At 43.8% G+C, this 25858-nt stretch carries 23 protein-coding genes; 9 read left to right on the top strand and 14 right to left on the bottom strand.

Annotated features, from left to right (window positions below; all coding sequences use genetic code 11):
* Positions 1-247: 247 nt before the first annotated feature.
* The 5 genes from AC1DXF_RS25870 to AC1DXF_RS25890 all read left to right on the top strand — a co-directional run bounded on the left by AC1DXF_RS25870 (position 248) and on the right by AC1DXF_RS25890 (position 3330).
* Positions 248-1198: an aldo/keto reductase gene (locus AC1DXF_RS25870; RefSeq protein ID WP_477451594.1), complete on the top strand. Its 951-nt coding sequence runs from the start codon at positions 248-250 to the stop codon at positions 1196-1198.
* 186 nt (positions 1199-1384) lie between these two features.
* Positions 1385-1612, top strand: a complete 228-nt coding sequence (locus tag AC1DXF_RS25875; RefSeq protein ID WP_477451595.1) for a response regulator — start codon at positions 1385-1387, stop codon at positions 1610-1612.
* A 197-nt stretch (positions 1613-1809) separates the two neighbouring features.
* Entirely contained in the window at positions 1810-2685 is an 876-nt protein-coding gene (locus AC1DXF_RS25880; protein WP_477451596.1) for an AraC family transcriptional regulator, read from the top strand.
* Positions 2686-2698: 13 nt separating this feature from the next.
* The gene (locus tag AC1DXF_RS25885) at positions 2699-3112 is read left to right on the top strand and encodes a DUF983 domain-containing protein (protein ID WP_477451597.1); all 414 of its coding nucleotides are present in this window, start codon (positions 2699-2701) and stop codon (positions 3110-3112) included.
* 68 nt (positions 3113-3180) lie between these two features.
* A complete protein-coding gene (locus tag AC1DXF_RS25890; protein WP_477451598.1) occupies positions 3181-3330 on the top strand; it encodes a hypothetical protein in 150 nt (49 codons plus the stop codon).
* A 107-nt stretch (positions 3331-3437) separates the two neighbouring features.
* Here AC1DXF_RS25890 and AC1DXF_RS25895 read toward each other — a convergent pair whose 3' ends face one another.
* The 3 genes from AC1DXF_RS25895 to AC1DXF_RS25905 form a co-directional block, all read right to left on the bottom strand.
* A complete protein-coding gene (locus AC1DXF_RS25895) occupies positions 3438-3767 on the bottom strand; it encodes a hypothetical protein (RefSeq protein WP_477451599.1) in 330 nt (109 codons plus the stop codon).
* A gap of 469 nt (positions 3768-4236) precedes the next feature.
* A complete protein-coding gene (locus tag AC1DXF_RS25900) occupies positions 4237-6075 on the bottom strand; it encodes an ABC transporter ATP-binding protein (protein WP_477451600.1) in 1839 nt (612 codons plus the stop codon).
* 99 nt (positions 6076-6174) lie between these two features.
* Positions 6175-6660 (bottom strand): hypothetical protein, encoded by a 486-nt coding sequence (locus AC1DXF_RS25905; protein ID WP_477451601.1) that lies wholly within the window; start codon positions 6658-6660, stop codon positions 6175-6177.
* Between the two features lie 78 nt (positions 6661-6738).
* Here AC1DXF_RS25905 and AC1DXF_RS25910 point away from each other — a divergent pair, with 78 nt between their 5' ends.
* Complete coding sequence (locus AC1DXF_RS25910; RefSeq protein WP_477451602.1) at positions 6739-7383, top strand: HAD family hydrolase; 645 nt, start codon at positions 6739-6741, stop codon at positions 7381-7383.
* Here AC1DXF_RS25910 and accC read toward each other — a convergent pair whose 3' ends face one another.
* The 6 genes from accC to AC1DXF_RS25940 form a co-directional block, all read right to left on the bottom strand.
* Entirely contained in the window at positions 7384-8865 is a 1482-nt protein-coding gene (accC, locus tag AC1DXF_RS25915) for an acetyl-CoA carboxylase biotin carboxylase subunit (RefSeq protein WP_477451603.1), read from the bottom strand. It abuts the gene before it with no gap.
* A 766-nt stretch (positions 8866-9631) separates the two neighbouring features.
* A complete protein-coding gene (locus AC1DXF_RS25920; RefSeq protein WP_477451604.1) occupies positions 9632-10165 on the bottom strand; it encodes a c-type cytochrome in 534 nt (177 codons plus the stop codon).
* A 250-nt stretch (positions 10166-10415) separates the two neighbouring features.
* Positions 10416-11246: an SDR family NAD(P)-dependent oxidoreductase gene (locus tag AC1DXF_RS25925; RefSeq protein ID WP_477451605.1), complete on the bottom strand. Its 831-nt coding sequence runs from the start codon at positions 11244-11246 to the stop codon at positions 10416-10418.
* Positions 11247-11458: 212 nt separating this feature from the next.
* Complete coding sequence (locus tag AC1DXF_RS25930; protein ID WP_477451606.1) at positions 11459-12460, bottom strand: Hint domain-containing protein; 1002 nt, start codon at positions 12458-12460, stop codon at positions 11459-11461.
* Positions 12461-12651: 191 nt separating this feature from the next.
* The gene (locus AC1DXF_RS25935) at positions 12652-13821 is read right to left on the bottom strand and encodes a pyridoxal phosphate-dependent aminotransferase (RefSeq protein ID WP_477451607.1); all 1170 of its coding nucleotides are present in this window, start codon (positions 13819-13821) and stop codon (positions 12652-12654) included.
* A 326-nt stretch (positions 13822-14147) separates the two neighbouring features.
* The gene (locus AC1DXF_RS25940) at positions 14148-15731 is read right to left on the bottom strand and encodes a flavin monoamine oxidase family protein (RefSeq protein ID WP_477451608.1); all 1584 of its coding nucleotides are present in this window, start codon (positions 15729-15731) and stop codon (positions 14148-14150) included.
* 301 nt (positions 15732-16032) lie between these two features.
* Here AC1DXF_RS25940 and AC1DXF_RS25945 point away from each other — a divergent pair, with 301 nt between their 5' ends.
* Complete coding sequence (locus tag AC1DXF_RS25945; protein WP_477451609.1) at positions 16033-16563, top strand: hypothetical protein; 531 nt, start codon at positions 16033-16035, stop codon at positions 16561-16563.
* 71 nt (positions 16564-16634) lie between these two features.
* Here the strand turns inward: AC1DXF_RS25945 and AC1DXF_RS25950 are convergent, their stop codons facing one another.
* Positions 16635-17309, bottom strand: a complete 675-nt coding sequence (locus tag AC1DXF_RS25950; protein ID WP_477451610.1) for a hypothetical protein — start codon at positions 17307-17309, stop codon at positions 16635-16637.
* A 73-nt stretch (positions 17310-17382) separates the two neighbouring features.
* Here AC1DXF_RS25950 and AC1DXF_RS25955 point away from each other — a divergent pair, with 73 nt between their 5' ends.
* A complete protein-coding gene (locus tag AC1DXF_RS25955) occupies positions 17383-18396 on the top strand; it encodes a threonine aldolase family protein (RefSeq protein ID WP_477451611.1) in 1014 nt (337 codons plus the stop codon).
* 90 nt (positions 18397-18486) lie between these two features.
* Here AC1DXF_RS25955 and AC1DXF_RS25960 read toward each other — a convergent pair whose 3' ends face one another.
* From AC1DXF_RS25960 to AC1DXF_RS25970, 3 genes are all read right to left on the bottom strand, one after another.
* The gene (locus AC1DXF_RS25960) at positions 18487-19383 is read right to left on the bottom strand and encodes an RpnC/YadD family protein (RefSeq protein ID WP_477451612.1); all 897 of its coding nucleotides are present in this window, start codon (positions 19381-19383) and stop codon (positions 18487-18489) included.
* 78 nt (positions 19384-19461) lie between these two features.
* Positions 19462-20538, bottom strand: coding sequence for an acyltransferase family protein (locus AC1DXF_RS25965; protein ID WP_477451613.1), 1077 nt, complete (start codon positions 20536-20538; stop codon positions 19462-19464).
* Between the two features lie 175 nt (positions 20539-20713).
* A complete protein-coding gene (locus tag AC1DXF_RS25970) occupies positions 20714-21949 on the bottom strand; it encodes a PQQ-dependent sugar dehydrogenase (protein ID WP_477451614.1) in 1236 nt (411 codons plus the stop codon).
* Positions 21950-22113: 164 nt separating this feature from the next.
* Between AC1DXF_RS25970 and AC1DXF_RS25975 the strand changes: the two genes are divergently transcribed.
* A complete protein-coding gene (locus AC1DXF_RS25975; RefSeq protein ID WP_477451615.1) occupies positions 22114-23199 on the top strand; it encodes a DNA topoisomerase IB in 1086 nt (361 codons plus the stop codon).
* Between the two features lie 302 nt (positions 23200-23501).
* Here AC1DXF_RS25975 and AC1DXF_RS25980 read toward each other — a convergent pair whose 3' ends face one another.
* Positions 23502-25853 (bottom strand): M56 family metallopeptidase, encoded by a 2352-nt coding sequence (locus AC1DXF_RS25980; protein ID WP_477451616.1) that lies wholly within the window; start codon positions 25851-25853, stop codon positions 23502-23504.
* Positions 25854-25858 lie beyond the last annotated feature (5 nt).

The raw sequence follows: 25858 nt of genomic DNA on the forward strand, positions 1-25858 counted from the left end.
AACTCACAACTCACAACTCACAACTCACAACTCACAACTCACAACTCACAACTCACAACTCACAACTCACAACTCACAACTCACAACTCACAACTCACAACTCACAACTCACAACTCACAACTCACAACTCACAACTCACAACTCACAACTCACAACTCACAACTCACAACTATTTCATTTCCCTGACAAACAATTACCCGCTGCCGGTCTTTTTATATACGACAATGTTTTTTAATAATTGATACTATGGAACAGCGCGAATTAGGCTTATCGGGCATTAAAATAGCGCCCCTGGTTTTTGGGGGCAATGTATTTGGGTGGACGGTTAAAGGTACCGGTACAGCATTGTTGCTGGATGCGTTTTTAGATGCAGGCTTTAACGCCGTTGATACTGCCGATGTTTATTCAAAATGGGTGCCGGGCAACCAGGGCGGCGAATCGGAAACCGAAATTGGCAAATGGCTTAAACAAAGCGGCAAACGCGATAAAGTAATTATAGCCACCAAAGTTGGGGGCGAGCTGGCAGCAGATAAAAAAGGGCTTAAAGCCGGTTATATCATCAAGGCTGCCGAAGATTCATTAACCAGGCTGCAAACCGATTATATCGATCTTTACCAGTCGCATTATGATGATGCCGCCACGCCGGTTGAAGAATCGTTAACGGCTTTTGACCAGCTGATAAAAGCTGGCAAAGTAAGGGCCATAGGCGCATCCAATTTCTCGGTAGAAAGATTGCACGAATCGCTCAAGGTAAGCCGCGAAAAAGACCTCGCAGCCTACCAAAGCCTGCAACCGGAGTATAACCTGTTTGACAGGGAAAAATACGAAACAACGCTTGAACCCTTCATCAAAGAACAAAATATAGGCGTCATCAGCTACTTTTCGTTAGCCAGTGGCTTTTTAAGCGGCAAATACCGCACCGAAGCCGATCTGGAAGGTAGCAACCGCGCCCCGATGGTAAAAAAATACCTCAATGAAAGGGGCGCAAACATTTTAAAGGTTTTAGACGAGGTATCCGCGCAATACAACAGCAAACCTGCCACGGTAGCTTTAGCCTGGTTAATTGCCCGGCCCACGGTAACCGCCCCGATTGTAAGCGCCACCAGCCTTCTGCAGCTAAAAGATCTTACAGCCGCTGCTGCTTTACAACTAAGTAACGAAGCCATTGAGGCGCTGAATACAGCAAGCGCTTATTAATTACTTTTTGATAAATTGTAAAGCCCTCGTACCTATTTTGCTTAAAGATTGCCGCGAGGCCAGGAAAAAACCACCAGGTTCCCTGACGTCCTGGCAATCTTTTTCCGCAGCTTGTGTCCTCACAAGCTGCTATCGCAGTATTTTGTCTGAACCTGGATTAAACAGATTTTCGGAATTTCTCGGATTTTGATTAACTCACCACTCACTACCCACCACTCACTACTCACAACTCACCCAACCCGTACCATTATCAAAAAGCAGGGCAAGCATGCACCGCCTATTATAGCCATGACGGCCAATGTTTTAAGCGAGGATGAAAACGAATTCACCATGGCCGGCATGAAAGATTTTGTAAGCAAACCTTTCACCTTTGAGCGGTTGGAGAATGTGATTCAGAAGTGGACCAGCGCTTAGTCAATAGTATTAAGTCGTAAGTCTAAAATTGAATTTTTTCTTTTTCGACTTAGAACTTAAGACTTTGGGCTAAAGACAATCCGCCAATTTATCGTTGACATGACACTAGAATAGCCAAAATAAAAAATCAGTAAATAGTACCATTCAAACTATATACAGTACCATTAAAGCAGTGGTATTGTGTGTAGCTTTGAATTATGATACAAAGTATTCCCGTTTATGATATTTGCTCCCTGTCCGACGTTCGGCAGGATGATCTGCTGGTAAGCCGGTTTGCACCGTATCTTGATAGTCATAAAAGCCTGTTTTTTCCGCATAGGCACTCCTTTTACCACCTGGTACTATTTACCCATGGCGCAGGCACACATAGCATAGATTTTGAAAACTTTGACGTAAAGCCCGGTCAAATATACTTTATGATTCCCGGGCAGGTACATTCCTGGCATTTTGATGGCTTTACCGATGGCTATATCATCAATTTTTCGGAGGCCTTTATCCAATCGTTTTTATTGCAACCGGGATACCTGGATAGCTTTTCATTTTTTAACGGCAATTTAAACGAAGCCGTGGTTAATCTTCCTGCCGATACCTTTACCATTGTAAAAGAACTGTTTGAGCATATCATCAATGAAATAAGCAAACCTGCCCCATCCGGCAGCGACATGGTGCGTTTGCTGATGCTGCAGATTTTTATCCATGTAAGCAGGCTTAATAACAACCCGGTTGCTATGGGTAAACTAAGTTACAACCAAACATTGCTTAAAAATTATCAAAAATTAATTGAACAGCATTACACCGATATCAAGCTGCCAAAAGATTACGCCGAACTGTTGTACATCACCCCAAACCACCTTAACGCGGTTTGTAAGGACCTATTAGGCCTTTCGGCCGGCGAGCTGATCCGTAACCGCACTTTGCTTGAGGCTAAGCGGCTGCTAACCAATCCGCAGTTAAGCATCAGCGATATCTCGCTCAAACTGAATTTTAGCGACAACTCCTACTTTACCAAATTTTTCAAAAAAACAGAAGGCGTTACCCCCGAAGAATTTCGCAAACAAATATTAACATCTTAAACTGGATGACATTATGGAAAGTAATCAATATAAATTAGCAGCCTGGCCCGCCATAGTACATGCAAAATGCCCCCGTTGTCGCCGTGGCAATATGTTTGCCAACAGCATGTATGGTTTTAAAGGCCAGGTAATGAACAAAACCTGCCCGCACTGCGGCTTAACCTTTGAGCGCGAGCCCGGCTATTTTTACGTAGCCATGTTTGTGAGCTATGCCCTAAACGTTGCCGAAATGGTTACGCTTGCAGTGGCCATAAGTGTTTTAACCGGCAGCAGTAACCCATGGTTATATTGTAGCATTATATTGAGTGTGGCGGTAGTTTTGTCGCCGTTTAATTTCAGGTATTCAAGGGTGATACTGCTGCACTGGCTTACGCCGGGGCTGCATTACCACCCCGAAATGAGTAAGGATAATTTTGTACATCATTAAACCCTGTGTAGCGCTTTCTGTCAAAATTACAACAGTCCACATTTACCGCGACTTTAATTTTTTGAGTTATGAAAGCAAGAATTGAAACCATAAAAACCGATATGTACAAAGTATTTATAGCAGGCAATGCCGATAACGTACAATTAGCCAAAGCTTACTTTTTACTGGCCATTCCCCTGTTAACTATATTTTTTACATTGGGGCATTTTAAATATTAAAAGCAGCGCTGCAAACTTTTAAAAACAAGACAGCCGGTACATTGCTGTACCGGCTGCTTGCAACTGTTTCCCTAACTAAATTAAACTAAAAAATTAACTGAATCGAACTATTTGAATTTTTGGGGCAGGCTAAATTGATTGAATGCCATTTGAAAATTATCCAGGTACGAGTACACGTTATAAGTTTGTTCCCGTTTGTCATCAACCGCGTAAAAAAGATATGACTGTGTATTGTCCTTTAAGCCGGTAAGCACAAACGGATTGGTTTGATTGGTAGCTATTGTTGAATGATGCAGAGGACTGTCATCATCGAGTTCCGGAGATGTAAATTCGTCTGTTTGCGATTGAACTTGAGGGTCGGATGCAAACACACTGGCACATGCCAGCAGCACGAGTGATGCAATCACGAAGAATAAAAAATGGTAAAAAAGTTTCATAGCGATAGGCGGATTAAAGTCAGGACTTAGGCATTAAATAAATGTTACATCAAAGATACGGCTTGACAATTAAAAAACACCCGGTGTTTTCACTGAAAATGCATACGTAGTTTTACGCAATTTTCAAGATAAATGGAATTTATTAATATTTTTTATAGCTAAACCTCCCAGATTTTGAATTCTTTGTAACATACCTATTACAATCATTGGTTCATTGGTTCATTGGTTCATTGGTTCATTGGTTCATTGGTTCATTGGTTCATTGGTTCATTGGTTCATTGGTTCATTGGTTCATTGGTTCATTGGTTCATTGGTTCATTGGAACGCGGGCATAGCGGGCATGCTGGCTTTTTGGCTGAATCTCTTCTATCCAATAATACCGCCAGAAAAGACTAATGAACTAATGAACAAGTGAACTAATGAACGAAAAGAAAAGACCAATGAACTAATGAACAAGTGAACCAATGAACTACCTATATCCCGCCGCCTGTAAATCAAACAGCTCGGCGTAGCGGCCGCCTTTCAGGAGCAGTTCTTCGTGGCTGCCAATTTCAACAAGCTCGCCTTTTTCTAATACCAGTATCCTGTCGGCCATGCGTACGGTGCTAAACCGGTGCGAGATCAGTACTGCCGACCGGCCTTTAGTGAGTTCGGCAAAGCGTTCAAAAACATTGTATTCGGCGCGGGCGTCAAGGGCCGAAGTGGGCTCGTCTAATATCAGCAATTGTGCATCGCGCATGTAGGCGCGGGCAAGGGCAACCTTTTGCCATTCGCCGCCAGATAGTTCAACGCCATCGGCAAAGCGTTTGCCCAGTTGCTGGTCATAAGCGCCGGGTAGTTTGGCAGCCAGTACATCGGCCAGGCTTTGGCGGGCCGAGTGTTCTATCAGCGGCCTGTTATCCTGTTCGCTTATTTTGCCCACGGCAATGTTTTGTGCAAAGCTCATCTGGTAACGCAAATAATCCTGGAAGATAATGCCGACGTTAAGCCGCAAATCGGCCAGGTCATATTCGCGCAGGTCGATGCCATCTAATAGAATGCGGCCCTCGGTGGGGTCATATAATCGGGATAGTAATTTAACCAGGGTGGTTTTGCCGGCTCCGTTCTCCCCTACCAGCGCCAGCTTTTCGCCTGGGTAAAGGGTAAAACAGAGGTGCCTGTTGGCCCATTTATCGGAGTTGAGGTACCTGAATCCAACATCCTCAAAAGTAAAGCCCTGCCGAATAGTTTCAGGGAATGGCAGGCCACTTACCGAAAGTTTAATTTTAGGCTCGATCTCAAAAAATTCAAAAAAATCGCGCAGGTAAATAGCCCCCTGCGATACGGCTGTAAAGCGGGTGAGAATGCCTTCCAGCAAAGCCCGCAACTGGCGGAACGATCCTGCCAGGAAAGCCAGCTCGCCAATGGTTACACTGCCTTGTACCGCGCGGATAATGATCACCACATAAGCGCCGTAATAGCCAAGGCTGCCCAGCATCGCAAAAAACGTACCCCATAATGACCGGTTAATGGCCAGCCGCTTATTATCAGCATAAAACTTATTCGAAAGCTGCTTAAAACGGTTAATGATAAATCCCGAAAGATCAAAAATCTTTACCTCCTTGGCGGTTTCATCGCTCGCCCCTAAATATCGGATATAATCCAATTCCCGCCGTTCGGGTGTTTGTCCACGGGTAAGCGCGTAGCTACGGTCGTTAAAGTACGATTCGCCTAAAAAAGCAGGGATAATGGCTATAAGGAGCAATATTATAAGCCATGGGTTAAAGGCCATCAAACCTACAGCCAAAAAGCCCATGGTAATTAAATCCTGTACCTGGCTCATTACCTGTGATAGCAATATGGTACGGCCAACGGTTTGCTGGCGGGCGCGTTCCAGCTTATCGTAAAACACCGAATCTTCAAACTGATCAAGATCCAATGTGGCGGCGTGCGCCATAATTTTTACGGATGTATGGTTGCTAAATAAATCGCCAAGCAGGCTATCCATAAGGGTGATGGCGCGGCTTAACGCGTCGGTTAATATCGCCAAAGCAAACTCAAGGCCTACCAACTCCCAAAGCTGGGCCATATCCTTTACCTGGCTGTGGCTCATGGTAACCACTTTATCAATAATCAGCTTGCCCACATACAATAAGCCAAGCGGCATGGCCGAGCGGGCAATACGCAACAGGGCGTTAAATACAGTCATCCAGCGGTTGGTTTGCCATACCAGACCGAAAAAGGCAGGCAGGTTGCGCAACGCGTCGAAACGTTCTTTTAGGGTTATTTTGTTGTCGATGGTATTTTTGGGCGGGCGGTTGGTATTCAATATAAAATGTTCCTTTGTTTAATGTATTTAAACAAAAATACTCAATTGGCAAGGGATTAGTATACAAATAGGGTATTTGTGAGGGGTGGATGACAATAGCTACATCTTATGTAACAGTTTAATCCGCCGTATCAATTTATAGGTTGATACAGCCCTTTTTATTTTCATTTGTGTTTGCAAGTACTCCAATATGATGAATAAAATAAAAATGGCTAAAGCCGAACCAAGGACTATCAGCCCGGCATAATGCGGGGCGTTTTTATCGGCCAACACGATATTGGCAACAATACCGCCGATAATCAACATCAAAACACCAGATGAACGGTTACTTAAACTAAACCGGCAAACGCAGTTGCCGCCCTTAACCACTACATTAAATATCAGCTTAGGGGCAAACCTATCAAACCGGGACATTAAACGGGTATAATTAATGTTGTTTTTAACTATTTGCCTCGCAAAAAATAAGTTAGTCATTTTTGATTGAAACCCAGCTAAACTTCCCCGTTCTTCAGAAAACCTATCTAAAGCAGCTTCCAACACCTTTCCATCTTCTGCCTTAAACCCAACTTTTTTAAAATAGATCATCTTTTTATGATCTAAATATAAAATAAATCTAAGCTATCTGCCGCACAGAAAAATAAACCTGTTACTTTTGCCGCCATCATGAGTACTTCATTAAAAAACACATTCGATAGCATAATTTTTGATTTAGACGGCACCCTTTGGGATAGCACCGCGAACGTGGCGCTGGCCTGGCAACACGCGCTTAACCAGGTTGATTATTTGAACGAAAATATGACCGTTGAACGCGTAAGATCAATTACCGGCATGACCTATGATGCTATATTTGACAAGCTGTTCCCTACCCTGAGTGATGAGCAGCGCAAAGAAGTACAAACCCTATGCGCCGTGAGCGAACTGGAAATATTGCATAAAAAAGGAGGTGAGCTTTACCCTGATTTGGAAGAAACCCTGAAATACCTGGGCGCAAAATACAAACTGTACATAGTGAGCAACTGCCAACGCGGTTACATTGAGGTATTCCTTGATTTAAATAACATGCACCCTTATTTTTTGGCGCACCAATGCTTTGGTACCAAGGGCAACCCCAAGGCTGATAATATTAAGGATATTGTGAACGATCATGGCCTGCAGGCGCCTGTTTATGTAGGCGATACTATGGGCGATTATACATCGGCAGTAAAGGCAGGTGTACCATTCATTTTTGCAAGCTACGGTTTTGGGGTTGTACCCGATGGTATGGTGGCAACTGTGGATAGCTTTGCTGAACTGACGGAACTTTTGTAGCTACAACCGGCTCCTGTTTTTTACCCAATTACTGGTTTCGATAGTTACGTTAGCTGCCACAGCGGCTCTCCTGTCACCAAGCAATTGTTCCATCAATATCGCGGCAATCCTTGCTTCTTCCTCATTTCCGGTTTGTAATACTTCGGGGCTGAAGTACTTTTTCACAAAATGGGTATCAAAATTGCCCGATGTAAAAGCCTCATGCTGCATTACAAATTTGCCGAAGCCCAAAGTGGTTGTTATGCCGGTTATCTGGTATTCGTCAATTGCCCTTATCATGCGTTCTATGGCTTCGGTGCGGTCTTTGCCATAAGTTATCAGCTTGGCTATCATCGGGTCGTAATAAATGGGAATTTCCATGCCCTGCTCAAAACCATCATCAACCCTTACCCCCGGCCCTTTTGGTGTAATATAAGTTTGCAGGGTGCCAATATCCGGCAGGAAATTATTGGCCGGGTCTTCGGCATAAACCCTTAATTCCATGGCATGGCCGCGAATTTGCAAATCTTCCTGCTTGAAACTGATGGGTAGGCCGCGGGCTATATTAATTTGCTCCTTTACCAGGTCAATCCCGGTAATCAGTTCTGTAACCGGGTGCTCAACCTGCAAACGGGTATTCATCTCCAGGAAATAAAAGTTGAGCGCATCATCCATGATAAACTCCACCGTACCGGCGCCGGTGTAGTTTACAGACCGGGCCACATCAACCGCGCATTTGCCCATTTGCGCCCTTATGGCAGGAGTAAGCACTTTTGAAGGCGCTTCTTCAATCACCTTTTGATGGCGGCGCTGTACCGAGCAATCGCGCTCAAACAGGTGTACAATATTGCCATGCGTATCGCCCAGTACTTGTATCTCGATATGCCTTGGCGACGAAACATAGCGCTCAATAAATACCGATCCATCGCCAAATGCAGACGTAGCTTCGGATACCGCCAATTGCATTTGTTCCTCAAAATCATCGGGACCGTCAACTATACGCATGCCTTTACCGCCACCGCCTGCCGCCGCCTTTATCAATATAGGGAAACCTACTTCAACCGCACGCTTTTTTGCCTCGGCTACATCGGTTATTGCTTCTTCGGTACCGGGCACCATGGGGATATTATACCTAAGCGCAGCTGCTTTTGCCGATAGCTTATTGCCCATTACCTCCATGGCCTCGGGAGAAGGGCCTATGAGAATTAACCCCGCCTGGCGCACCTGTTTTGCAAAAGCGGCATTCTCACTCAAAAAACCGTAACCAGGGTGAATGCCTTCGGCGCCGGTTTTTATGCAAGCCGCTATAATTTTTTCGCCAACAAGATAGGACTGATTCGATGGGGCAGCGCCGATATGCACAGCTTCATCGGCATAGCGCACATGCAATGCATCGCGATCAGCATCTGAATAAACGGCGACTGTTTTAATGCCCATTTCGCGGGCCGAGCGCATTACCCTTACAGCTATTTCGCCACGGTTGGCTACCAGTATTTTTTGCATAAAACAAATGTAACCGATTTAACGGTTAGCCGACAGGAAATTTATGGATATGCGCCTGAGCTGTTTCGGTTCAAATAAGCATTGGCTATGAATGCTGGTCACGACTCACTGCCATACGATATATGTCATCTCCTCCTTCAGAATTTCGCAAAATTTTACAACAATCCAAGACAAGTTAAAAACCGCAAGTCATCCTTGTTTCAGGATCCCACAGGACGGCACCCCAAATGCATGCTGTACAGCATGCATTTGGGGTGCCGAAATAAGCATGACATTAAAGATATTAAGCGTCGGTATTTTAAATCGACCTTAATTGTTTAAGTCAATAACATTTAAAGAGAAAGGATGGAATAGTTTGAACTCCGCTGTTATCTGCCAGACCTATCAATTCTGTAGCTTTTCCGGCTACAGCGATAGCAAACATAATGTTTAAGCGGCAACCAAAAAAACAGCGTTCTAACCAAGGGGCCCCTTTTTATCCGGGATATGCCAACATTGCCGCAGCCACGGCAACGCAGGTCTTTTTGGGCCGTTACAGGTTTTATTTTCGCGATGTTATCAATGCCGCTTTTTGCATCTAGTTCGGCTGTCATATTGTTTATTTATTAAGGGGTACTTTGAAGCCCTAATATAGCCAAAAGATTGTGAATTTATAGTGAACATTTAGCAAAACATCAAAAAAGGGTATTTTTAGCTTATTATGTACTTATTTTTCATTTTGGCCAAACAAAACGGCCTGTAGTTGGTACCACAGGCCGTTATCATATTATTCCTTTTTATCCGGTGCAGGTGTACCTGCCGGTGGCGGACCAGGCTGACCACCCGGAGGCGGGCCACCAGGACCAACACCGGGAGCACCAGGAGGCGGGCCGCCCGGGCCACGGGCCGGCAATGTTACTTCGGGGTGGGCCGAACCACGATGGCAGCTGTAGCAGTTAACGCCCGATTTTAATGTTAAGCCTAATGAGTCTTTTTTGGCATCAAAATATTTCTCGTTGATCTTGTTCATCATCTTGAACATATCGCGGGCCATTTTCTTTTCTGGTTTTGCATCACTTGCCCAATCCATTTGTTTTGCAGCTTCATCACGTACGTGGCAAAAATTGCAATGTACGCCCAATGAGTGTTCCCACTCTTCCATCACATCATGAAGTTGATCTTTAGTGATGTTTTTAGGTAATACTTTCAGGTTTTTCCAACCTGGTTCATCAGCCTTTTTCGGCGTCATCGATGTCATGGCACCTATTACCACCACCGACATTAAACCAAGGGTAACTAATATTTTTTTGTTTACCAGCATAATTGTCATATTTAAGTCATCTAATGTAGATATTAACTTTGAATGTTACAACCTTTAAAATAACGATTAATTGGTAACTTTTTAGATACAGAGTGGTAGATGTGCAGATTTCAAATGTGCAGATATGCAGATAAGGAATTAATGGTTTGCTCCATTAATTCAATTAACTTTTTATGGAGTTAATTAATTTCCAAAATCTGTACATCTAAATCTTTCATTTGAAATTTGCACATCTGAAATCTGCACATCATCAAAAGCTTAATTTTTCGCTGATGACCCAAAGTTTGTCCCGGGCGGCGTTATCTGTGGCGATAGCTGATGTTTTGGCAATTTTTTTCTTTTTAAAATAGCCTCCGTTATATTTATCGAGGCGTGGCGCGGTTGCCAGGAATACGATAGTTGCGGCCCCTTGTTGTGCACTGATCATAAACGGGCGAATCAGTGTGGTCATCAGTTTGCCCAGCCCTTTAAAATCATCCCAAAAATGGGTATTTACCACGCCGGGATGCAACGAAAATGCGAGAATACCCTTATTGGCAAATTTTGAGGCTAATGATTGCGTAAAATAAATATTGAACAGTTTATTCATCCCATAAACTTTCCAGGCGTTGTATGACCGCTCGCATTGCAGGTCATCAAACTGCGGGGTACCGCGTTTATGCGCCTCTGAACTAACGTTAATAACGCGTGCCTGCCCTTTTTGCAGCAACGGCATCAACAGGTTCGTCAATAAAAAATGCCCGAGGTGGTTAATGGTGAAGGTTAATTCAAAACTATCTTTACTTAGCGCGCGTTCGGCGAAAATTCCGCCGGCATTGTTAATGAGCGTGTTGATGGCAAATAACTTGCCGGATAATTCGGCGGCGGCATCTCGTACCGTTTGCAAATCGGCCAGGTCGCATTTAATAACATGCACATCCTTGTTCCCGGTTTCGTTAAGTAAATAGGTTTTGAGTTCATCGCCTTTTTGCATATTACGCACCAACAGGTAAAGCGAATGTCCCTGCCGGGCCAGTGAAAGCGCGGTTTCTTTCCCGATGCCCGATGTAGCACCTGTAATAACGGTTGTTTTTATTGCCATTCCCCCCAGCCCCCTAAAGGGGGAGCTTCTGATTGGCAAGATAGAGGTTTTTCCTTGAAGGAATTAAGGTTGATTTAATGTCGAACACCGAATATCCAATTTCGAATAATGAAGGATAAACTTCGGTGTTGGATATTCGAAATTCAGTGTTCGATATTATTTTTCACTTCTGCTTTTCTTACTTAATGACATTGGGGGGGGCTGAATGGGGCTCACTTCTGCATCACCATAACGCCATTCATCAGCAAAGTACTGCCGCCATCAGCTACTATGTTGTAAACTTTTTGGATGCCACCGCCTTTTTCGGTCTTTTGCAAAACGGTAAAGGCTTCGTATTTTCCGGTTTGCTCGTTAAGGCAAAGCACTTCCTGGCCGGTGGTTATCTCACCCATTTTTAGGTTGCCTTGTTTAGTAAGCATGGGATGATTAGGCGTGGCCTGCAATACTTTAGTGTTCAGGTTTATTAACCGGCCTGCATTTGTATTTTTTACAGCGGCCGATACAAGCACCAGGCGGGTTAAGGCGTAATTTTTTGCTTCGTGGGTGGTTAACTCCTTTACCTTAACTACCGAGCTTTTGTTGGTAGCCGGGTCAATAGTAATTACTTCATCACCGCTTTTAATAGCGCTCAGCATTTTTTTGCCGCCACTGGCCATGGTTACCATCTCGTCGCCGGGGAAACAGATATCGTTACCATAAGTGGCCGACTCCTCCTTCATATCCTTACCGCCGTTGAGCACCTTATATTGCTGAAAGCTCACTTCTTTTGACAGCACATAGGATAGCTTCAGGATAAAATTAGTTTCTACCTTATTAATGTTATCGATATCTAAAAAGTACTTTTCCCATACTTTGCCATCGGCGGTAAAATCGGGCACCAGCGCTTTGTATAGTTTGCCTTTTTCGTTGGTGTAAAACACCATCAGCCCAATTTCCTGCATACCTTCCTTAGCTATCAGCTTATAAAGGTCGACACGTTTTTTAAGCCCGTCAGATCCGGTGATGAAATAAGGTTTCCGGCTTTCATACCTGTCCAGTACGTAGGCATTCTCAAATTTTACATAAGTATCCTTATCCAGATCGGCAATAGTAAAAGTTTGCGCTTTGTTATACTCATCCATAGTAAGCGGACGAGGGTTTACCGGCGCTGCTATTTGCGCTTGTGTTAAATAAAAAGAGCCGGTTAAAAGTAGTGTTAATGTTAGTTTACGCATATATTGAGGAGAGTCAAGAGTCAAGAATCAAGAGTTAAGACTTTATTTATCAGTACTTAAAGCTGATTCTGCAACTGATATTTTGTTATTATATTACTTATTTGCTTTGAAATAGAAGATGAAGGAAATGAAAAAGTTAGAGCCAAAAGCCTTCCTGTCTTGACTCTTGACTCTAACCTCTTGATTCTTTTCTAAGACAGTTGTTTAAACGCCTCGGCAAATGCTTCCATTTCGTCCATACGGCCGATGCTTACGCGGCACCATTCTTTATTGTTGAATTGCCAGCTGCGTACGCCCACGCCGCGTTTCATCATTTCGCTCACAAATTTTTTGCTGTCCATTTTTAAGGGGAACATCACAAAATTGGCTGATGACGGAATATATTCGTAGCCTTCTTTTTTTAATACCGAATATAAATACTCTTTTGACGCCAGTGTTTTTTCTAAAGCTTCTTTCAAAAATGCCTCTTCACGATAACCGGCGATAGCACCGGCAATGGTTGTCGCCGACAGCGAGAAACCCGTTGTGTAATTAGATAAGGCCTTAATAGTTTCGGGTTGGGCTATAACATAACCGCAACGCAGGCCTGCAAACCCATATAGTTTAGAAAATGTACGTGCAACTATAATATTGTTGCCTGCTTTCATGGTACTTATCATCGATGCGCCTTTAGGATCGGGCAGGTAATCGATATAAGCTTCATCCACAAAAACAGTTACCTTTTTAGATACGCGTTCGCAAAAAGCTTTGAGCTTGGCGGTATCCAACACGGTAGCTGTAGGGTTATTGGGATTGCAAACATAAACCAGGCCGGTATTGGCATCAATTTTGGCCTCCATGGCATCCAGGTCGAGTTTGTAATCGGCAGTCAACGGCACCTTAACCCATTTGCCTTCCAGTCTTTCGGCATGTGATGGCAGGTCATCATAAGATGGATCGCCGGTAATAATGCTTTTTCCGCCCTTGCTATAATATATCGCAGCAGCAAGCAATAATGGCGACGAACCCGATTCCATCAGGATGTTATTTGGCTGAATACCCTCATAGTCGGCAATTTTTCCATAAAGCGTCCCCATTGATTGCATAGGATATTGGTAGCCCAGGTCGATAGCTTCCTGAACCGCTTTTTTTGCTGCAGGCGAGGGGCCAAAAGGGTTTTCATTGGCCAGCAAACGCGCCTTTAATACCGGCGGCGCATCCAATATGGCATCCTGGTCGGTAAAGCGTTTAGCTAAAGGTGCAAGCTTTTTAGCAACCGGCATAGCGGCCAGCTTGCTGATTGTCCCCGAAAACAAGGCCAGTCCCCCGGCCATAAATGCGCTGGATTTGATCCAGTTTCTGCGGTTAAGTGAGTTTGCCATTTTTTTAAGTATCAAGTAGTTAGTATCAAGTATCAAGACTTTATTTGTGACACCTGACGGATAGTTATTTGTCTTGTGTAATTAGTATCAAGTAGTTAGTATCAAGTATCAAGACCTATAATTCTGACACTTGACGATTTTTTTAATTATCTCGGCCTGTTAATAATTCAATCTTTTGTCCGGAAACATCTTCCCAACCCACGCATCCACCTTAGCTTTAATTCTTCCCTCAAACTCTATTTTGTCCATGTTTTATACAAAATCTTTCGTCCTATGGTCAAAAATCTTAACTCTTGATTCTTAACTCTTGATTCTATTTCCACAACCTATTTTACCGCCGGGTACAAAGCCCTGCCTTCTGTTACCCTGGCATGCAGGGCAGCCACTGTGCTGCGGGCCGATTCAAATGCGCCGGCCATCCAGGCGTTAAGATAGGTTAGGTGTTCGCCGGCAAAGTATACCTGCTTGTCGGGCTTTAATAGTACCGGGTATTGTGTTTTGCGTGTTTCGGTGCTATAGACAGCCCATCCGCCTAAATTGTACTTTGTTTTGTGCCAGCTAACTGAAAAAGACCCTTCAAATTCCTTATCATATTGAGGGTGAATAAGTCTGCCTTTTTCCAGTGCAAACTTTTCACGATCGGCATAACCTAAAGCGCCGATTTTCTGGGCTTTTTCATTAAAATTGTAATATCCAATCAAGATACCCTTTTTTCCTAAATAATCATAGGATGGGTAAAAAATTTGCGTTAAATCGTTGTTGGTGTGGGTAATACCACCGTAAATATGTTCATCCTCTTCCCAAAATCTCCGTTTAAACTGCAAACCTATTTTTCCGGTTTGGATATAACTGATATAATCGATAGCCCGGCTAACATCGCCCGAGAAATTGTTGTTTACGTTACTTAAAACAGGTAGTGGCAAAGTGCAAATACACATATCGCCGGTTAACTCATGAACGCCCGTGGCATCTTTATAAGTGATCTTAACACCTTCGGCCAGGTTATTAATCGCGGTAACCTCGGCGCCCATTTTTACAGATGGGGCAACCTTTTTTTCAAGGGCTTTGGCTATCTGATCCATACCGCCAACGGCCTGGAACATGGTCATCTGCAATTCGTAGGTGTATTCGGCCACGTTATAAAAATCAGGATCCATGAGGCCCGAGTGCAGTATATCGGCCAGTTTATGAGGATCGGCAATTTTGCCCGGCCTGTCACCTGCCCCCGGCGATTCGGTGTAGCCCCGCCTTGCAGATGCCTTGTAAAGCTTATCTATATCAAGGCCTCCTTCGGCTTGCAGGTAGGCAATTATCTTTTCGCCATCCTCTTTAGTCATTGCGCCGTCCAAACCTCCGTGATCGATGCTTTTAGCCAGCATTTCGGTCATGTAACCCCGGATATCATTATGCACCTCGCGTACGCGGATTTTTTTATTGGAGAGCGGGCCTTTGCCTTCGGCAAAGTAATAAGCGCCTTCATTTACGTTATTATACACCTGTATAGGTACACCCAGTTCTTTACAATAATGAAGCGTCAACTCATGATTGTGCGGTATACGCGACGGGCCGGCGTTGAAATATAGCCCGCCGTCAAATTTAGCTGTGGCAACTGGTTTATCTGTTTCCTGGTTAGTTGCGCCATTGCGCACGCTCCAGCAACGACCGCCGGTGCGCTGGCGGGCTTCCAGTATGGTGCATTGATAGCCTAATTTATTAAGCTCATAAGCACAGGTCATGCCGGCGAGGCCAGCACCTAATATGACAATGTGTTTGCCCTTGCCATCACCCTCCAAATTAAAGGCGTGCGCGGGAGCGGGTTTTAGCATGCCCAATGCCAACATGGCGGGGTAAGCCCCACCGGCCAGCATGGCGCCTTTACCCAAAAAATCTCTGCGGGTAATTGTTTTCAATAAGATCAGCTTTTATGTTTTACAATTATGTAAGGCTTAAAGATAGTTTTTTAAATGATTTAATAAAAGATATGCCTTAATTTTTTAATTATGATAATATCTACAGGATTTGTATGGATTATTTGAAAAGCATCCAGATTTGCCATTCAATAGACATTTTTACATATTATATAATTATCGCTTTAACCCAATACAAGTCGTCCCCATTTCTAATTGATTGTTATAGCGCTTCAGATAAGGAAATTATGTTGAGATTAAACATAAATTTGTAGATTTATACGCTTTATATCAGTCATAATTAATGAAACCTATTCTTATCTTAATGTTTATCTGTTTTAGCGGGGCCGCTTCAGCACAAAATTATTCTCGCGGTGTTAAAGTTGAATTGAAAGAGGATGCCATTTATTGGGAAAAGATGGATGGAAAGTCGATGCCCTTTAAACAAGACAGCACTACCATCTTTAAACGTATCCCCAACACCATATTCTGGACTTGTTTACGCAAAGACCAAATTGTATATACTACCGATTATTACATAGTTGAAACGGGGCGTTTCAAACAAATAATTGACAGTTTAGATATCAGGCAGCGGGCAAAAGAAAAGCTCGCCTGGAGAAAAGAAATGGTGCTTCGTTACGGCAAAAGCGACGCAGCATTAATTTTTGACAATAGGGTTAGAATCGGGATGAAAAAAAGTGCTGCAAGAGAGTCCTGGGGAAGCCCTCAAAAAATAAACCGTACAATTCTGGCTAACACAGTTGACGAACAATGGGTTTACGAAAATAGCTATCTGTATTTTACAAATGGCATCTTAACCGCCATACAGGATTAAATATTTTTATCGTTAAAAGCGTAGTAACAATATATAGTCCTACGCTTGGTTTGTAATGATTATTTTTTCATTTACTGGGCAGGTTGCCCCTTATGTGCTGCCACCTGCTTGTTGTAATAGTCAATCAGCTTATCTATATTCTTGAGGTTATACTTGTGCTGTTTAATGCTTTCAACCACCTGCTCCTCATCGCCCAATATCTCAACCATAATATCCTCAAAATTGGCATCGGTTATGCGTTGCATATCGGCAGTGCTTTCGCCAAAATAGTAGGTAGTTTTTGAGCTTTTACCACCGCCGCCATTACCGCCGCCGCCACCGAGCGAAACACCTACCCCGCCGCCAAGCCCCCCACCGTAACCACCGCTACCGTAGCCCATAGCTACGCCCGGCGAAAAATGAACGCCGCCACCCCCACCGGTTGCACCTTTGGCCGCGTACAGTTTAAGAGGTTCGTCCAATACTACCTGTACAAAATCGGTTTCCTCTTTGCTCCAGTCTTCGTTGCGCGGGGCATGGGCAACCACAAAGCTATCCTTGCCTGCCACAAACGAGCGGATATCGCTGGCGCTGAGTTTATAGGGATTTGTTTTTTCGTCGTCTTTAAACTCAATAAAGCCTTCATCCTTAATGGGGCCTTTGCCGCCGGGGTTTACGCGGATAAAGCCGGCAATTCGGTTACCTTTTACATCGGTAAAAGCACCCGACTGCCATTTTTGCGATTTTGCTGATACAAAACACAGCATAAAAAATAAAATGATTAAAATTGAGCGCATAACAAGTGTAAAATACAAAGAACGTAATTTTTAGATATTTAATATGATGACTGTTGATTTACGCAGCGACACCGTTACCAAACCAACTCCCGGCATGCTGGAAGCCATGTGGAGCGCCAAAGTTGGCGATGATGTGTTTGGCGAGGATGAAACCATAAACGCCCTTGAAGAAAAAGCCGCTGCCATGTTTGGCATGGAAGCGGGTATTTTTTGTCCATCGGGTACCATGACCAACCAGATAGCCATTAAATGCTTTACCCAGCCATTGGATGAGCTGATTGCCGACCAAACCGCCCACGTGTACCGCTACGAAGGTGGCGGCATAGCCTTTAATTCAGGCGTATCTACCCGTTTGCTCAACGGCTATCGTGGCATTATCACTGCCGAAATGATTGAGCCGGAAATAAACGCCGAGAACATTCATTACCCACACACCAGTTTGGTGGTTTTGGAAAATACCGTAAATAAAGGCGGCGGCAGCTGCTACACTTTAAATGATATTGAACCCATTGCCCAGCTTTGCCAGGCCAGGGATTTAAAACTCCATTTAGATGGCGCCCGCATTTTTAACGCACTTGCCCATACCGGCGATAAAGCTGTTGACTACGGAACTTATTTTGATGGTATTTCAGTTTGCTTATCTAAAGGGCTTGGCGCTCCGGTTGGCTCGGTTTTACTGGCCGATAAGGCGACTATAAAATACGCGCGACGCATTCGTAAGGTAATGGGTGGCGGTATGCGCCAGGCTGGTTTCCTGGCCGCGGCAGCTGTATATGCATTGGACCACCATGTAGAGCGCCTAAAAATAGACCATGCCCACGCACGTATTTTGGGCGAAGAACTGGCTAATTTAAGCTGGGTAAGCCATGTAATGCCGGTAGAGACCAATATTGTGTTGTTTGATACCGTAGAACCCGCCAAAGCCGTACTGACCAAACTGGCCGAAAAAGGCATCAAAGCCAGCGATACCGATAAACACCGCATCCGTTTTGTAACACACTTAGATGTGCATGCGGATCAGGTGGAATATTTGGTGGGAGTGTTAAAAGAGTTGTAAGTTTTGAGTGATGAGAAAGCAATAAGTTCAGAAGCCAAACCTTCTTTTTTAGTTTTAGGGCAATAGCAGCCGTTTGATGTTTTCCTTTTGTTAAAGCTTTTCTATTTCTTCAGCCGAAAGCCCGGTGAATTTTTCGATCTGGGCAACAGGCATGCCTTCTTTTTTCATTTCACGGGCAATAGCTTGTTTGCTTTTTTTTTCACCTTTTTTCTCGCCTTTTTTCTCAGCTCTATCCAATAAAAGTTCTTCAATACCCATGGTGTTACTCCTTTCTGTTAAAATTTCTACCTGTTGTTCAAATTTAGTGTTTATATCCTGATTTTCAAAGCGTATGTAATACCTTAAAAAATTCATCAGTACCCTTATCTTTTCTTTCGCTATCTGTTTGGCCAGTAATAGCCTGGTCAGGTTAAGCTTTAAATTCAGGAGCAGTTCGTCACGTTCCATGCTGCTTTTCAGGTCTTTGCCTGCAAGCGCCGCCTTTGCCGTAAGCACTACCAGGGCGAAAGGGTTATCGCTGGCTTGCAATGCTTCATCGCTTTGGTTGGCTATTTTATAAGTGTTAAACGTATAACGTAAGCTTGTGCCCATAAAGTCTATCGCAAAATGATTGGGTCTTTCCCTGGTATTGGATTCAGTAAATATAGCGTAGGCAACAATAGGCTTTTGATATTTATCCAGTATCCGGTAAAAGTAAGTGTACATGCGGCTGGCAAAATCTTTTTGATACTGGCCCTGTACCTCCACATGTACCAAAATCCATTCCTCTTTGCCTGCTTTAGTAAATACTTTAACCAGTTTATCAATCACCTTTGGCGAATACTCGTCGTTTTCGGGCGGAAAAACCTGTTCCAGCTCTTTATCCAGAAACTCAAATCCTTTATCAAAGTCGAAAATCTCCGTGGCTTCAGGACTAAGAAAGCATAGGAAATCGTCAAAAACATCTTCCAAAATCCCTTTCCAAAGGATGTCGTCTTTTCTTCTCATCAAACAATAATAAAGAAATATTTACCAGTAAAAAAAGAGTTGACGGTAATAAAAATCGAACATTTGTTGTGGCCTATCTCAACCCTGTTTCCGCTTGCTACTCAAATACTTCCTTACCGGGATATCGTAAGCCACCATGGCCAGGTAGCCCATGCCAACCAGCAATATTACACCTGCAATAACTATATAAACAATTTGGCCGGTTGGCGGCTTGTGGCTTATTACATAATTACCAAAAAACCAGATACCGACGTAATGGGTCATATACAAAGGGTAAGAAATATTACCCGCAAAATTGCAGAGTTTTTTAAGGCCTCCCGAAAGCGTGGCACCTGCCCCTAGAGCAATAAGCAACGGGAAGTAAAAAAGTACCACAAGTAATTGAGCAAGCCAGTTCCATTTGCTATGGGGCATCATTAAAGCCGCTAACAATAACACAGCAAGACCAACAAAGCCAAGCTTATTTTTGATGATGAAGTTAAACCGGTATACAAGCAACCCTGCTGTAAACGAATAAAAAATGCGGGCGCCGCCCTCCCAAAAGTTTTCGCCGGCCCAGCCGCCCGATAATATTTTGGCATGGAAGGCCACAAAACTGAGCGCTGCCGCGGCTATAACCAGCAATACAACTAAATACTTACGCGCAAGCCTGTAAAGCACAAACGCATAAACAATATTGGCTATATACTCCCAAAATAACGACCATGCCGGTGCGTTAAAACTAAAAAGGTTAAAATACCGCTCCTGCATGGCCGGGAACGGGATAAGCAGCATCGAGCTTACAAATATCACCGCCAGCCTGCCAAAACTGTAAGCCTCCGGGTGACCGCCAAACGGATCAATAAGGAAACCAACCAGGCCCAATACCGAGCCCAAAATAACCAATGGGTGCAGCCTGATAATCCTTGATTTAAAAAACTCAAGCACACCCATTTTACCAATCCGGTCATCATAAGCATATCCTATGACGAAGCCCGACAGGCAGAAAAAAAAGTCGACGGCGAGGAAGCCGTGGCCAATAAAATTTACATCGTAACTTGGAAAAAGGAACTCGGTAAAATGAAATACCACTACCGCCAAAGCGGCAACGCCACGCAGGCCGTCCAGGATTTCGAAGTGTTGTTTGGTTTTTAAATTTACAGGAATAGTGCTCATAAATAATTATTGCGTCGGCCATTGGCTACAGCAATTTTTAAAGATGTGTGTGATGTTTCAAGATTACCGATTAATATCAAACCCGGCAAATATTTGGCGGCGTTTGCATCCACCTTTATAAAAGGCAAAATCCCGGATGGTTGTCCGTCCGGGATTTTGCGATGCTTTGTATTTACTATTGTTTAGCTATCCTATACATTTTGCCATTATCAGTTACGCCGTACAACGCGCCGTCTTTACCGGTGGCAAGCGACCGCCAGCGTTCGCGTTTGTCTTTAAACAGGCGCTCTTCGCCTACAACTTTATTATCTTTAATAACCAGGCGCGCAATGTGCGATCCGCTAAGGGCGGCTACAAAAAGGTTACCCTTCCATTCCGGTATCATATCGCCGGTGTAAAAAGTAATACCGCAAGGCGATATAACAGGGTCCCAGTAATAAATGGGTTGGGTTACCCCCTCTTTTTGCTGGATACCATCACCAACTTTTTCGCCGCTGTATTCAATACCATAGGTAACCACAGGCCAGCCGTAATTATTACCCGGCCGAATGATATTGATCTCGTCGCCGCCGCGCGGCCCAAACTCATCTTCCCATAGTTCGCCGGTTGCCGGGTTCCAGGCCATCCCTTCGGGGTTGCGGAAACCGTAGGCATAAATTTCGGGCAAGGCATTTGGGGTATTGGCAAAGGGGCCACCAGGCACCGCCTTACCATCTTTGGTTAAGTGCAGTACTTTACCGATAGCAGCACTCAAATCCTGCGCTTTCATGCGTATATCGCCACCAGAACGCTCACCGGTGCTTACAAACAAGTTGCCTTGCTTATCAAACAAAATGCGGCTACCGTACTGCAAAGCGCCCCTGTAAGCGGGCTTTGCGCGGTATATCACTTCAATATGCTCTACCTGGGTTTCATCTGCAGATAATTTACCTTTAGCTACCGCCAGTACGTTTCCTTCGGGAGTCACTTCGGCATAATCCCAAAATATCATCCGGTTGGTTTTAAAATCAGGGTCGATGTTAACATCCAGCAAGCCGCCCTGGCCTTGCGCCAATACTGCAGGCAAATTACTTATCGTTTTATCGGCCTGTCCATCAGCTTTTAAAATACGCATAGTACCACCCTTTTGGGTTATCAAAAAGCGGCCGTCGGGCAATACGCAAAGCGCCCAGGGCTGCTTTAACTCGCTATTGATAACCGTTGCAGTCACCGCCATTTTGGTTTTAACACCCGTAATACGCGTTTGACCGGGAAAGGCTGATTTATAATCGCTGTTGGGCTTAATGGTTTCAACAGGTGCACCTTTGCCGGTATCGGCAACCGCAGTTTGTTGCGGGGCCGCATGGCAGGCCGCTATCCCGGCTGTTAACGACAGGCTTAAAATGAGAGTTTTATAGTTTTTAGGCAGCATGAATTTGGTTAATAAATGTTTATGATACATTAGTAGCTAAAACTACAAATTGGTTTTGAGGATAGCCTGCATACGCTGTAAAAATATTATGACATGCCCCTGTGGGCTATTGATCCTTATCCCTTCACCTAAAACTTAATCCCCTACCCCTTGTTGTACTTTGCATGAATCGCCTGGTACAAAAACTGGAAAAAATTGGTCGCGACCCAAAAGTTACTGCAAAGGCAGTTGGCTTACGTTATGTCTCAGATTCAACCCCAGGCTACACCCGTAAAAAAGCGGGCAAGGGCTGGAGTTATTATGATGCCGGGGGCGCTTTGGTAAAAGATAAGGAGTTGATTGCCCGTTTTGCCAAACTGGTTATCCCCCCGGCTTATACCAACGTATGGATCTCGCCTTACGAAAACAGCCACCTGCAGTTTACGGGCACCGATGCTGCAGGGCGTAAACAATACCGCTATCATGCCGGCTGGAACCAAATCCGTAATCAAAGCAAATACTACCGCCTGCAAACCTTTGCCGAACACCTGCCTGCTATACGTGCCCAGGTAGATAAGGACCTGGCCCGCCACAACCTTGACCATGAAAAAGTTGTAGCACTGGTGGTACGCCTGATTGAGCTGACCAGCATCCGCGTGGGTAATGAATCGTACAAAAAACTTTATGGCTCGTTTGGGCTAACCACCCTGCTTAATAAACATGTGGCCATTGAGGGACCAAAAATAAAGTTTGAATTTAAAGGCAAAAAAGGTATTTTTCATAAAGTAGCCTTGCAAAGCAGGCGCCTGGCCAGCCTGGTAAAACAATGCCGCGACATACCGGGCAAAGAACTTTTTCAGTATTATAAACCCGATGGCGAACGGTGTAGTATCGGCTCAGGTGATATTAACGATTACCTTAAAGGCATTACAGGCGAAGATTTTACCGCCAAAGATTTTCGCACCTGGAGCGGCAGTGTAAGCGCCCTTTACGCCTTTAAAGAAGCCGGCAAGTTTCAAAACATTACCGAATGCAAAAAGAAAATTGTAAGCGTATTGGACGAAGTGGCCATTAACCTTGGCAACACCCGCACCGTTTGTAAAAAATACTACGTACACCCAACGGTAATAAAGAGCTACGAGGAAGGCACCATATTTAAATACATTGATAAAATTGACGGGCACGAAGACGTAAAAGCTGCTGAGTTAAATATTGCAGAGCAAGCATTACTGAAACTGCTGGAAACTGAAAAACTCGCTATCGCGAGTTGAGGGGTTGATTGTCGGAATCAGAATTCTCAGAATTTTTAAATCAACGGAATTAAGGAACGTTTTATAACACAATTAACCAATCACTAAGCAACATGGTTGATTAAGCTAATGGGGATAGTAAACTTATCAACTACTAACCATTTAACTGATCCTATTATTAACTTAATCAACCTTGTTTTTTGTAGTGGATGGTTTGTTAAGTTGATTGTGTTAAGTGGTTGGCTATTTTGAATGAAGATTTTGACTATCAACGACTTAATCAACCCAATCTAACTCAATCAACTACTCACTTAATTAACCACTCACTTTTTCTTAAGCTCAATAACAATTACACCTTGTTTGGCTTTTTCGCCGTATTTTTTATCGGTGGCAGCATCGTTTTTAAGCACGTTTATACTTTTGATATTACTTTGGTCTACCTTTTTAAATTCGGCCTGGGTAACCTCTTTACCATCTACTAAAATCAGCGGGCTTGCTTTATCGTCATTCCGGGGACGGATCCGCAAAATTTTAGTTGCGGTGGCACTTATTCCATTTCTGCTATCAACCATAGTTACGGGATCGCCGTCGGCTGTCATCATCACGATGGTATCCATTGGTGTGGCACTATTTAAGGTAATAGCATTGCCTTTTATTACTATGTTTTTATGAATTGGCTTGCTGTTCCAGCTGGTAACCGTTGTAGCGCCGGAAGCCGCACTGCCAGATAGCCTTTTGGTGGTCCTTACACTACTTACCCCTGTGCCGGTTACGGTGATGGGTTCCGCATCGTCGATATCATCTGCAGTGCCTACAACAACTTCATCTATCTTCAGATTAGATTTAAGCGCCTTTGTGGATTTGGCCGACATCTTTACTTTGCTGAGGCCTTTAACCTTACCTACTACCACGGGATCGGCCGAGTTAACCGTATAAGCGTAATAAATACGCTTTGTTTTGCCGTTTGCATCCTTTAAAGTATCGCCGGCAATTTTCATATCCCTTATAAAAACTTTATCAACGCGGCCTTTTGAATGAGCGGGGCTAAAATCCATAACTGTAGCAAACCCGGCGCCTGTTGTACCTTTATATTTATCCAGCTTCTCTTTAAATTTTAAGCCCTCGGCCGAGTTTTTTGTGGTAATAAATACCAGCCCTACGTTATCGGCCACCTTATCATCCACAAGCTGCGCAGCATCGCTGTTTTTAAATACGTTAACGCTAAGTATATCGTCGGGATTTACATTTTTGATATCTCCTTTTTTACCGTTAATATAATACACAACCGAGTCGTTTCCATTGATATGGATAGCAAAAGCCCGTTTGGTAGTATCGGCGTTTACCATATCTTTTAAAATAAAATTCACTTTGGCATTCACATGCTCAATAGCGCCCTTATTAACGCTGTTTACCTTTATTTTACCTGCGGCTACCAGTTGTGCTATTTTTTCTATCAGAGCTTTACCGGCAACCGAATTTTTCCTTGTTGCAAAGGCCACTGCATGGTTGCCATCGCCGGCATTAAAATACTTTTTGGCATCAGCTGCTGTAAGGTAATCTATACTTTCGGTATCATCGGCAAAGCCATTAGCATTTGATACCTGTACCCCATCCAGGTAAAATACAGGGCTGGCGTTACCATCATCAGCTTTACCCTTAGCTGTGGTTACAGGGGTTTTATTCTCATCCTTACCTGGCAAAATCAATTTTATGGTAGCAGCCAGCTTATTTATGCCTACAGCATTACCCACATTATTTGACAATATGGTTATCGATTTAAAGGCGGCACTCTTTTTTACAAAATCGGCTTTTGAGATACTAAAAACCAACAACAGGCCAACTACAACCGGCACCATGAACACGTACCGGGTTAGGTTTATTTTTGAAGATCGTTTGGCGTTCATCATGATGATACGTTTTTTAATGGTTGATAAATTGAAATGGTTTACAATGCCAGGTTGCGTGTTATTAAAACTTACCGATACCAGGCTATACTGGTAAGTTTTACTATCTATCCCTTTTTTAAGGATCTTTTGATCGGTTATAAACTCGATATTTTCGCGGATGGCTTTTTTCATGAGCCAAATGCCCGGATTAAACCAATAAAAAATACTGCTCAGCTCGGCCAGCAGAATATCGGCAGTGTGCCATTGGTTTACATGCACCTGCTCGTGCAGTAAAATAGCCTTTAAATCGGCAGGCTCATGGTTAGCGGGATTAACAAATATGCTTTGCCAGAATGAGAATGGCGCGGCATCCTTATCCATCAGCCTTACCTGGTGGTTGCCAATAGTAGCGGGCTTTGAGTTTTTATATAAACGGTACAACGAAAATAGCTGCACAAACAAGCGGATGGCCAGCAGGGCTGCCCCTATCCAGAATACCAATTCGATATATACCCAGTAATTGGGCTTATCAACTGTTTTTGCCAGGGCTTGTGCGGGCGCCTGCCAGTTTATAACAACCTGCTGAACAGGCCGTGCCAATTGCTGGTGGCGTTGTATAAAATCCGAAACATTTATTTGGGGGTAAATGCTGGCAAACAATATAGCCGCAAGCAGGTAAACGCGGTTAAGGGTATAAAAAGTAAGGTGCCTTAATACCAGGTAATAACCGGCGCAAAACAATAACAAGGCAATATTTACTTTAAGCAAAAAAACAAACAGTGCTGGCATGGCTT

The organism is Mucilaginibacter sp. P2_A5, assembly GCF_056404995.1.

Excerpts from the sequence above, each read along its gene's own strand:
- AC1DXF_RS25910 (WP_477451602.1), top strand. The coding sequence starts at position 6,739 with ATGAGTACTTCATTAAAAAACACATTCGATAGCATAATTTTTGATTTA.
- AC1DXF_RS25870 (WP_477451594.1), top strand. The coding sequence starts at position 248 with ATGGAACAGCGCGAATTAGGCTTATCGGGCATTAAAATAGCGCCCCTG.
- AC1DXF_RS25880 (WP_477451596.1), top strand. The coding sequence starts at position 1,810 with ATGATACAAAGTATTCCCGTTTATGATATTTGCTCCCTGTCCGACGTT.
- AC1DXF_RS25965 (WP_477451613.1), bottom strand. The coding sequence starts at position 20,538 with ATGAGCACTATTCCTGTAAATTTAAAAACCAAACAACACTTCGAAATC.
- AC1DXF_RS25885 (WP_477451597.1), top strand. The coding sequence starts at position 2,699 with ATGGAAAGTAATCAATATAAATTAGCAGCCTGGCCCGCCATAGTACAT.
- AC1DXF_RS25920 (WP_477451604.1), bottom strand. The coding sequence starts at position 10,165 with ATGCTGGTAAACAAAAAAATATTAGTTACCCTTGGTTTAATGTCGGTG.
- AC1DXF_RS25930 (WP_477451606.1), bottom strand. The coding sequence starts at position 12,460 with ATGCGTAAACTAACATTAACACTACTTTTAACCGGCTCTTTTTATTTA.
- AC1DXF_RS25890 (WP_477451598.1), top strand. The coding sequence starts at position 3,181 with ATGAAAGCAAGAATTGAAACCATAAAAACCGATATGTACAAAGTATTT.
- AC1DXF_RS25970 (WP_477451614.1), bottom strand. The coding sequence starts at position 21,949 with ATGCTGCCTAAAAACTATAAAACTCTCATTTTAAGCCTGTCGTTAACA.
- accC (WP_477451603.1), bottom strand. The coding sequence starts at position 8,865 with ATGCAAAAAATACTGGTAGCCAACCGTGGCGAAATAGCTGTAAGGGTA.
- AC1DXF_RS25895 (WP_477451599.1), bottom strand. The coding sequence starts at position 3,767 with ATGAAACTTTTTTACCATTTTTTATTCTTCGTGATTGCATCACTCGTG.
- AC1DXF_RS25955 (WP_477451611.1), top strand. The coding sequence starts at position 17,383 with ATGATGACTGTTGATTTACGCAGCGACACCGTTACCAAACCAACTCCC.
- AC1DXF_RS25925 (WP_477451605.1), bottom strand. The coding sequence starts at position 11,246 with ATGGCAATAAAAACAACCGTTATTACAGGTGCTACATCGGGCATCGGG.
- AC1DXF_RS25960 (WP_477451612.1), bottom strand. The coding sequence starts at position 19,383 with ATGAGAAGAAAAGACGACATCCTTTGGAAAGGGATTTTGGAAGATGTT.
- AC1DXF_RS25905 (WP_477451601.1), bottom strand. The coding sequence starts at position 6,660 with ATGATCTATTTTAAAAAAGTTGGGTTTAAGGCAGAAGATGGAAAGGTG.
- AC1DXF_RS25950 (WP_477451610.1), bottom strand. The coding sequence starts at position 17,309 with ATGCTGTGTTTTGTATCAGCAAAATCGCAAAAATGGCAGTCGGGTGCT.
- AC1DXF_RS25980 (WP_477451616.1), bottom strand. The coding sequence starts at position 25,853 with ATGCCAGCACTGTTTGTTTTTTTGCTTAAAGTAAATATTGCCTTGTTA.
- AC1DXF_RS25935 (WP_477451607.1), bottom strand. The coding sequence starts at position 13,821 with ATGGCAAACTCACTTAACCGCAGAAACTGGATCAAATCCAGCGCATTT.
- AC1DXF_RS25975 (WP_477451615.1), top strand. The coding sequence starts at position 22,114 with ATGAATCGCCTGGTACAAAAACTGGAAAAAATTGGTCGCGACCCAAAA.
- AC1DXF_RS25945 (WP_477451609.1), top strand. The coding sequence starts at position 16,033 with ATGAAACCTATTCTTATCTTAATGTTTATCTGTTTTAGCGGGGCCGCT.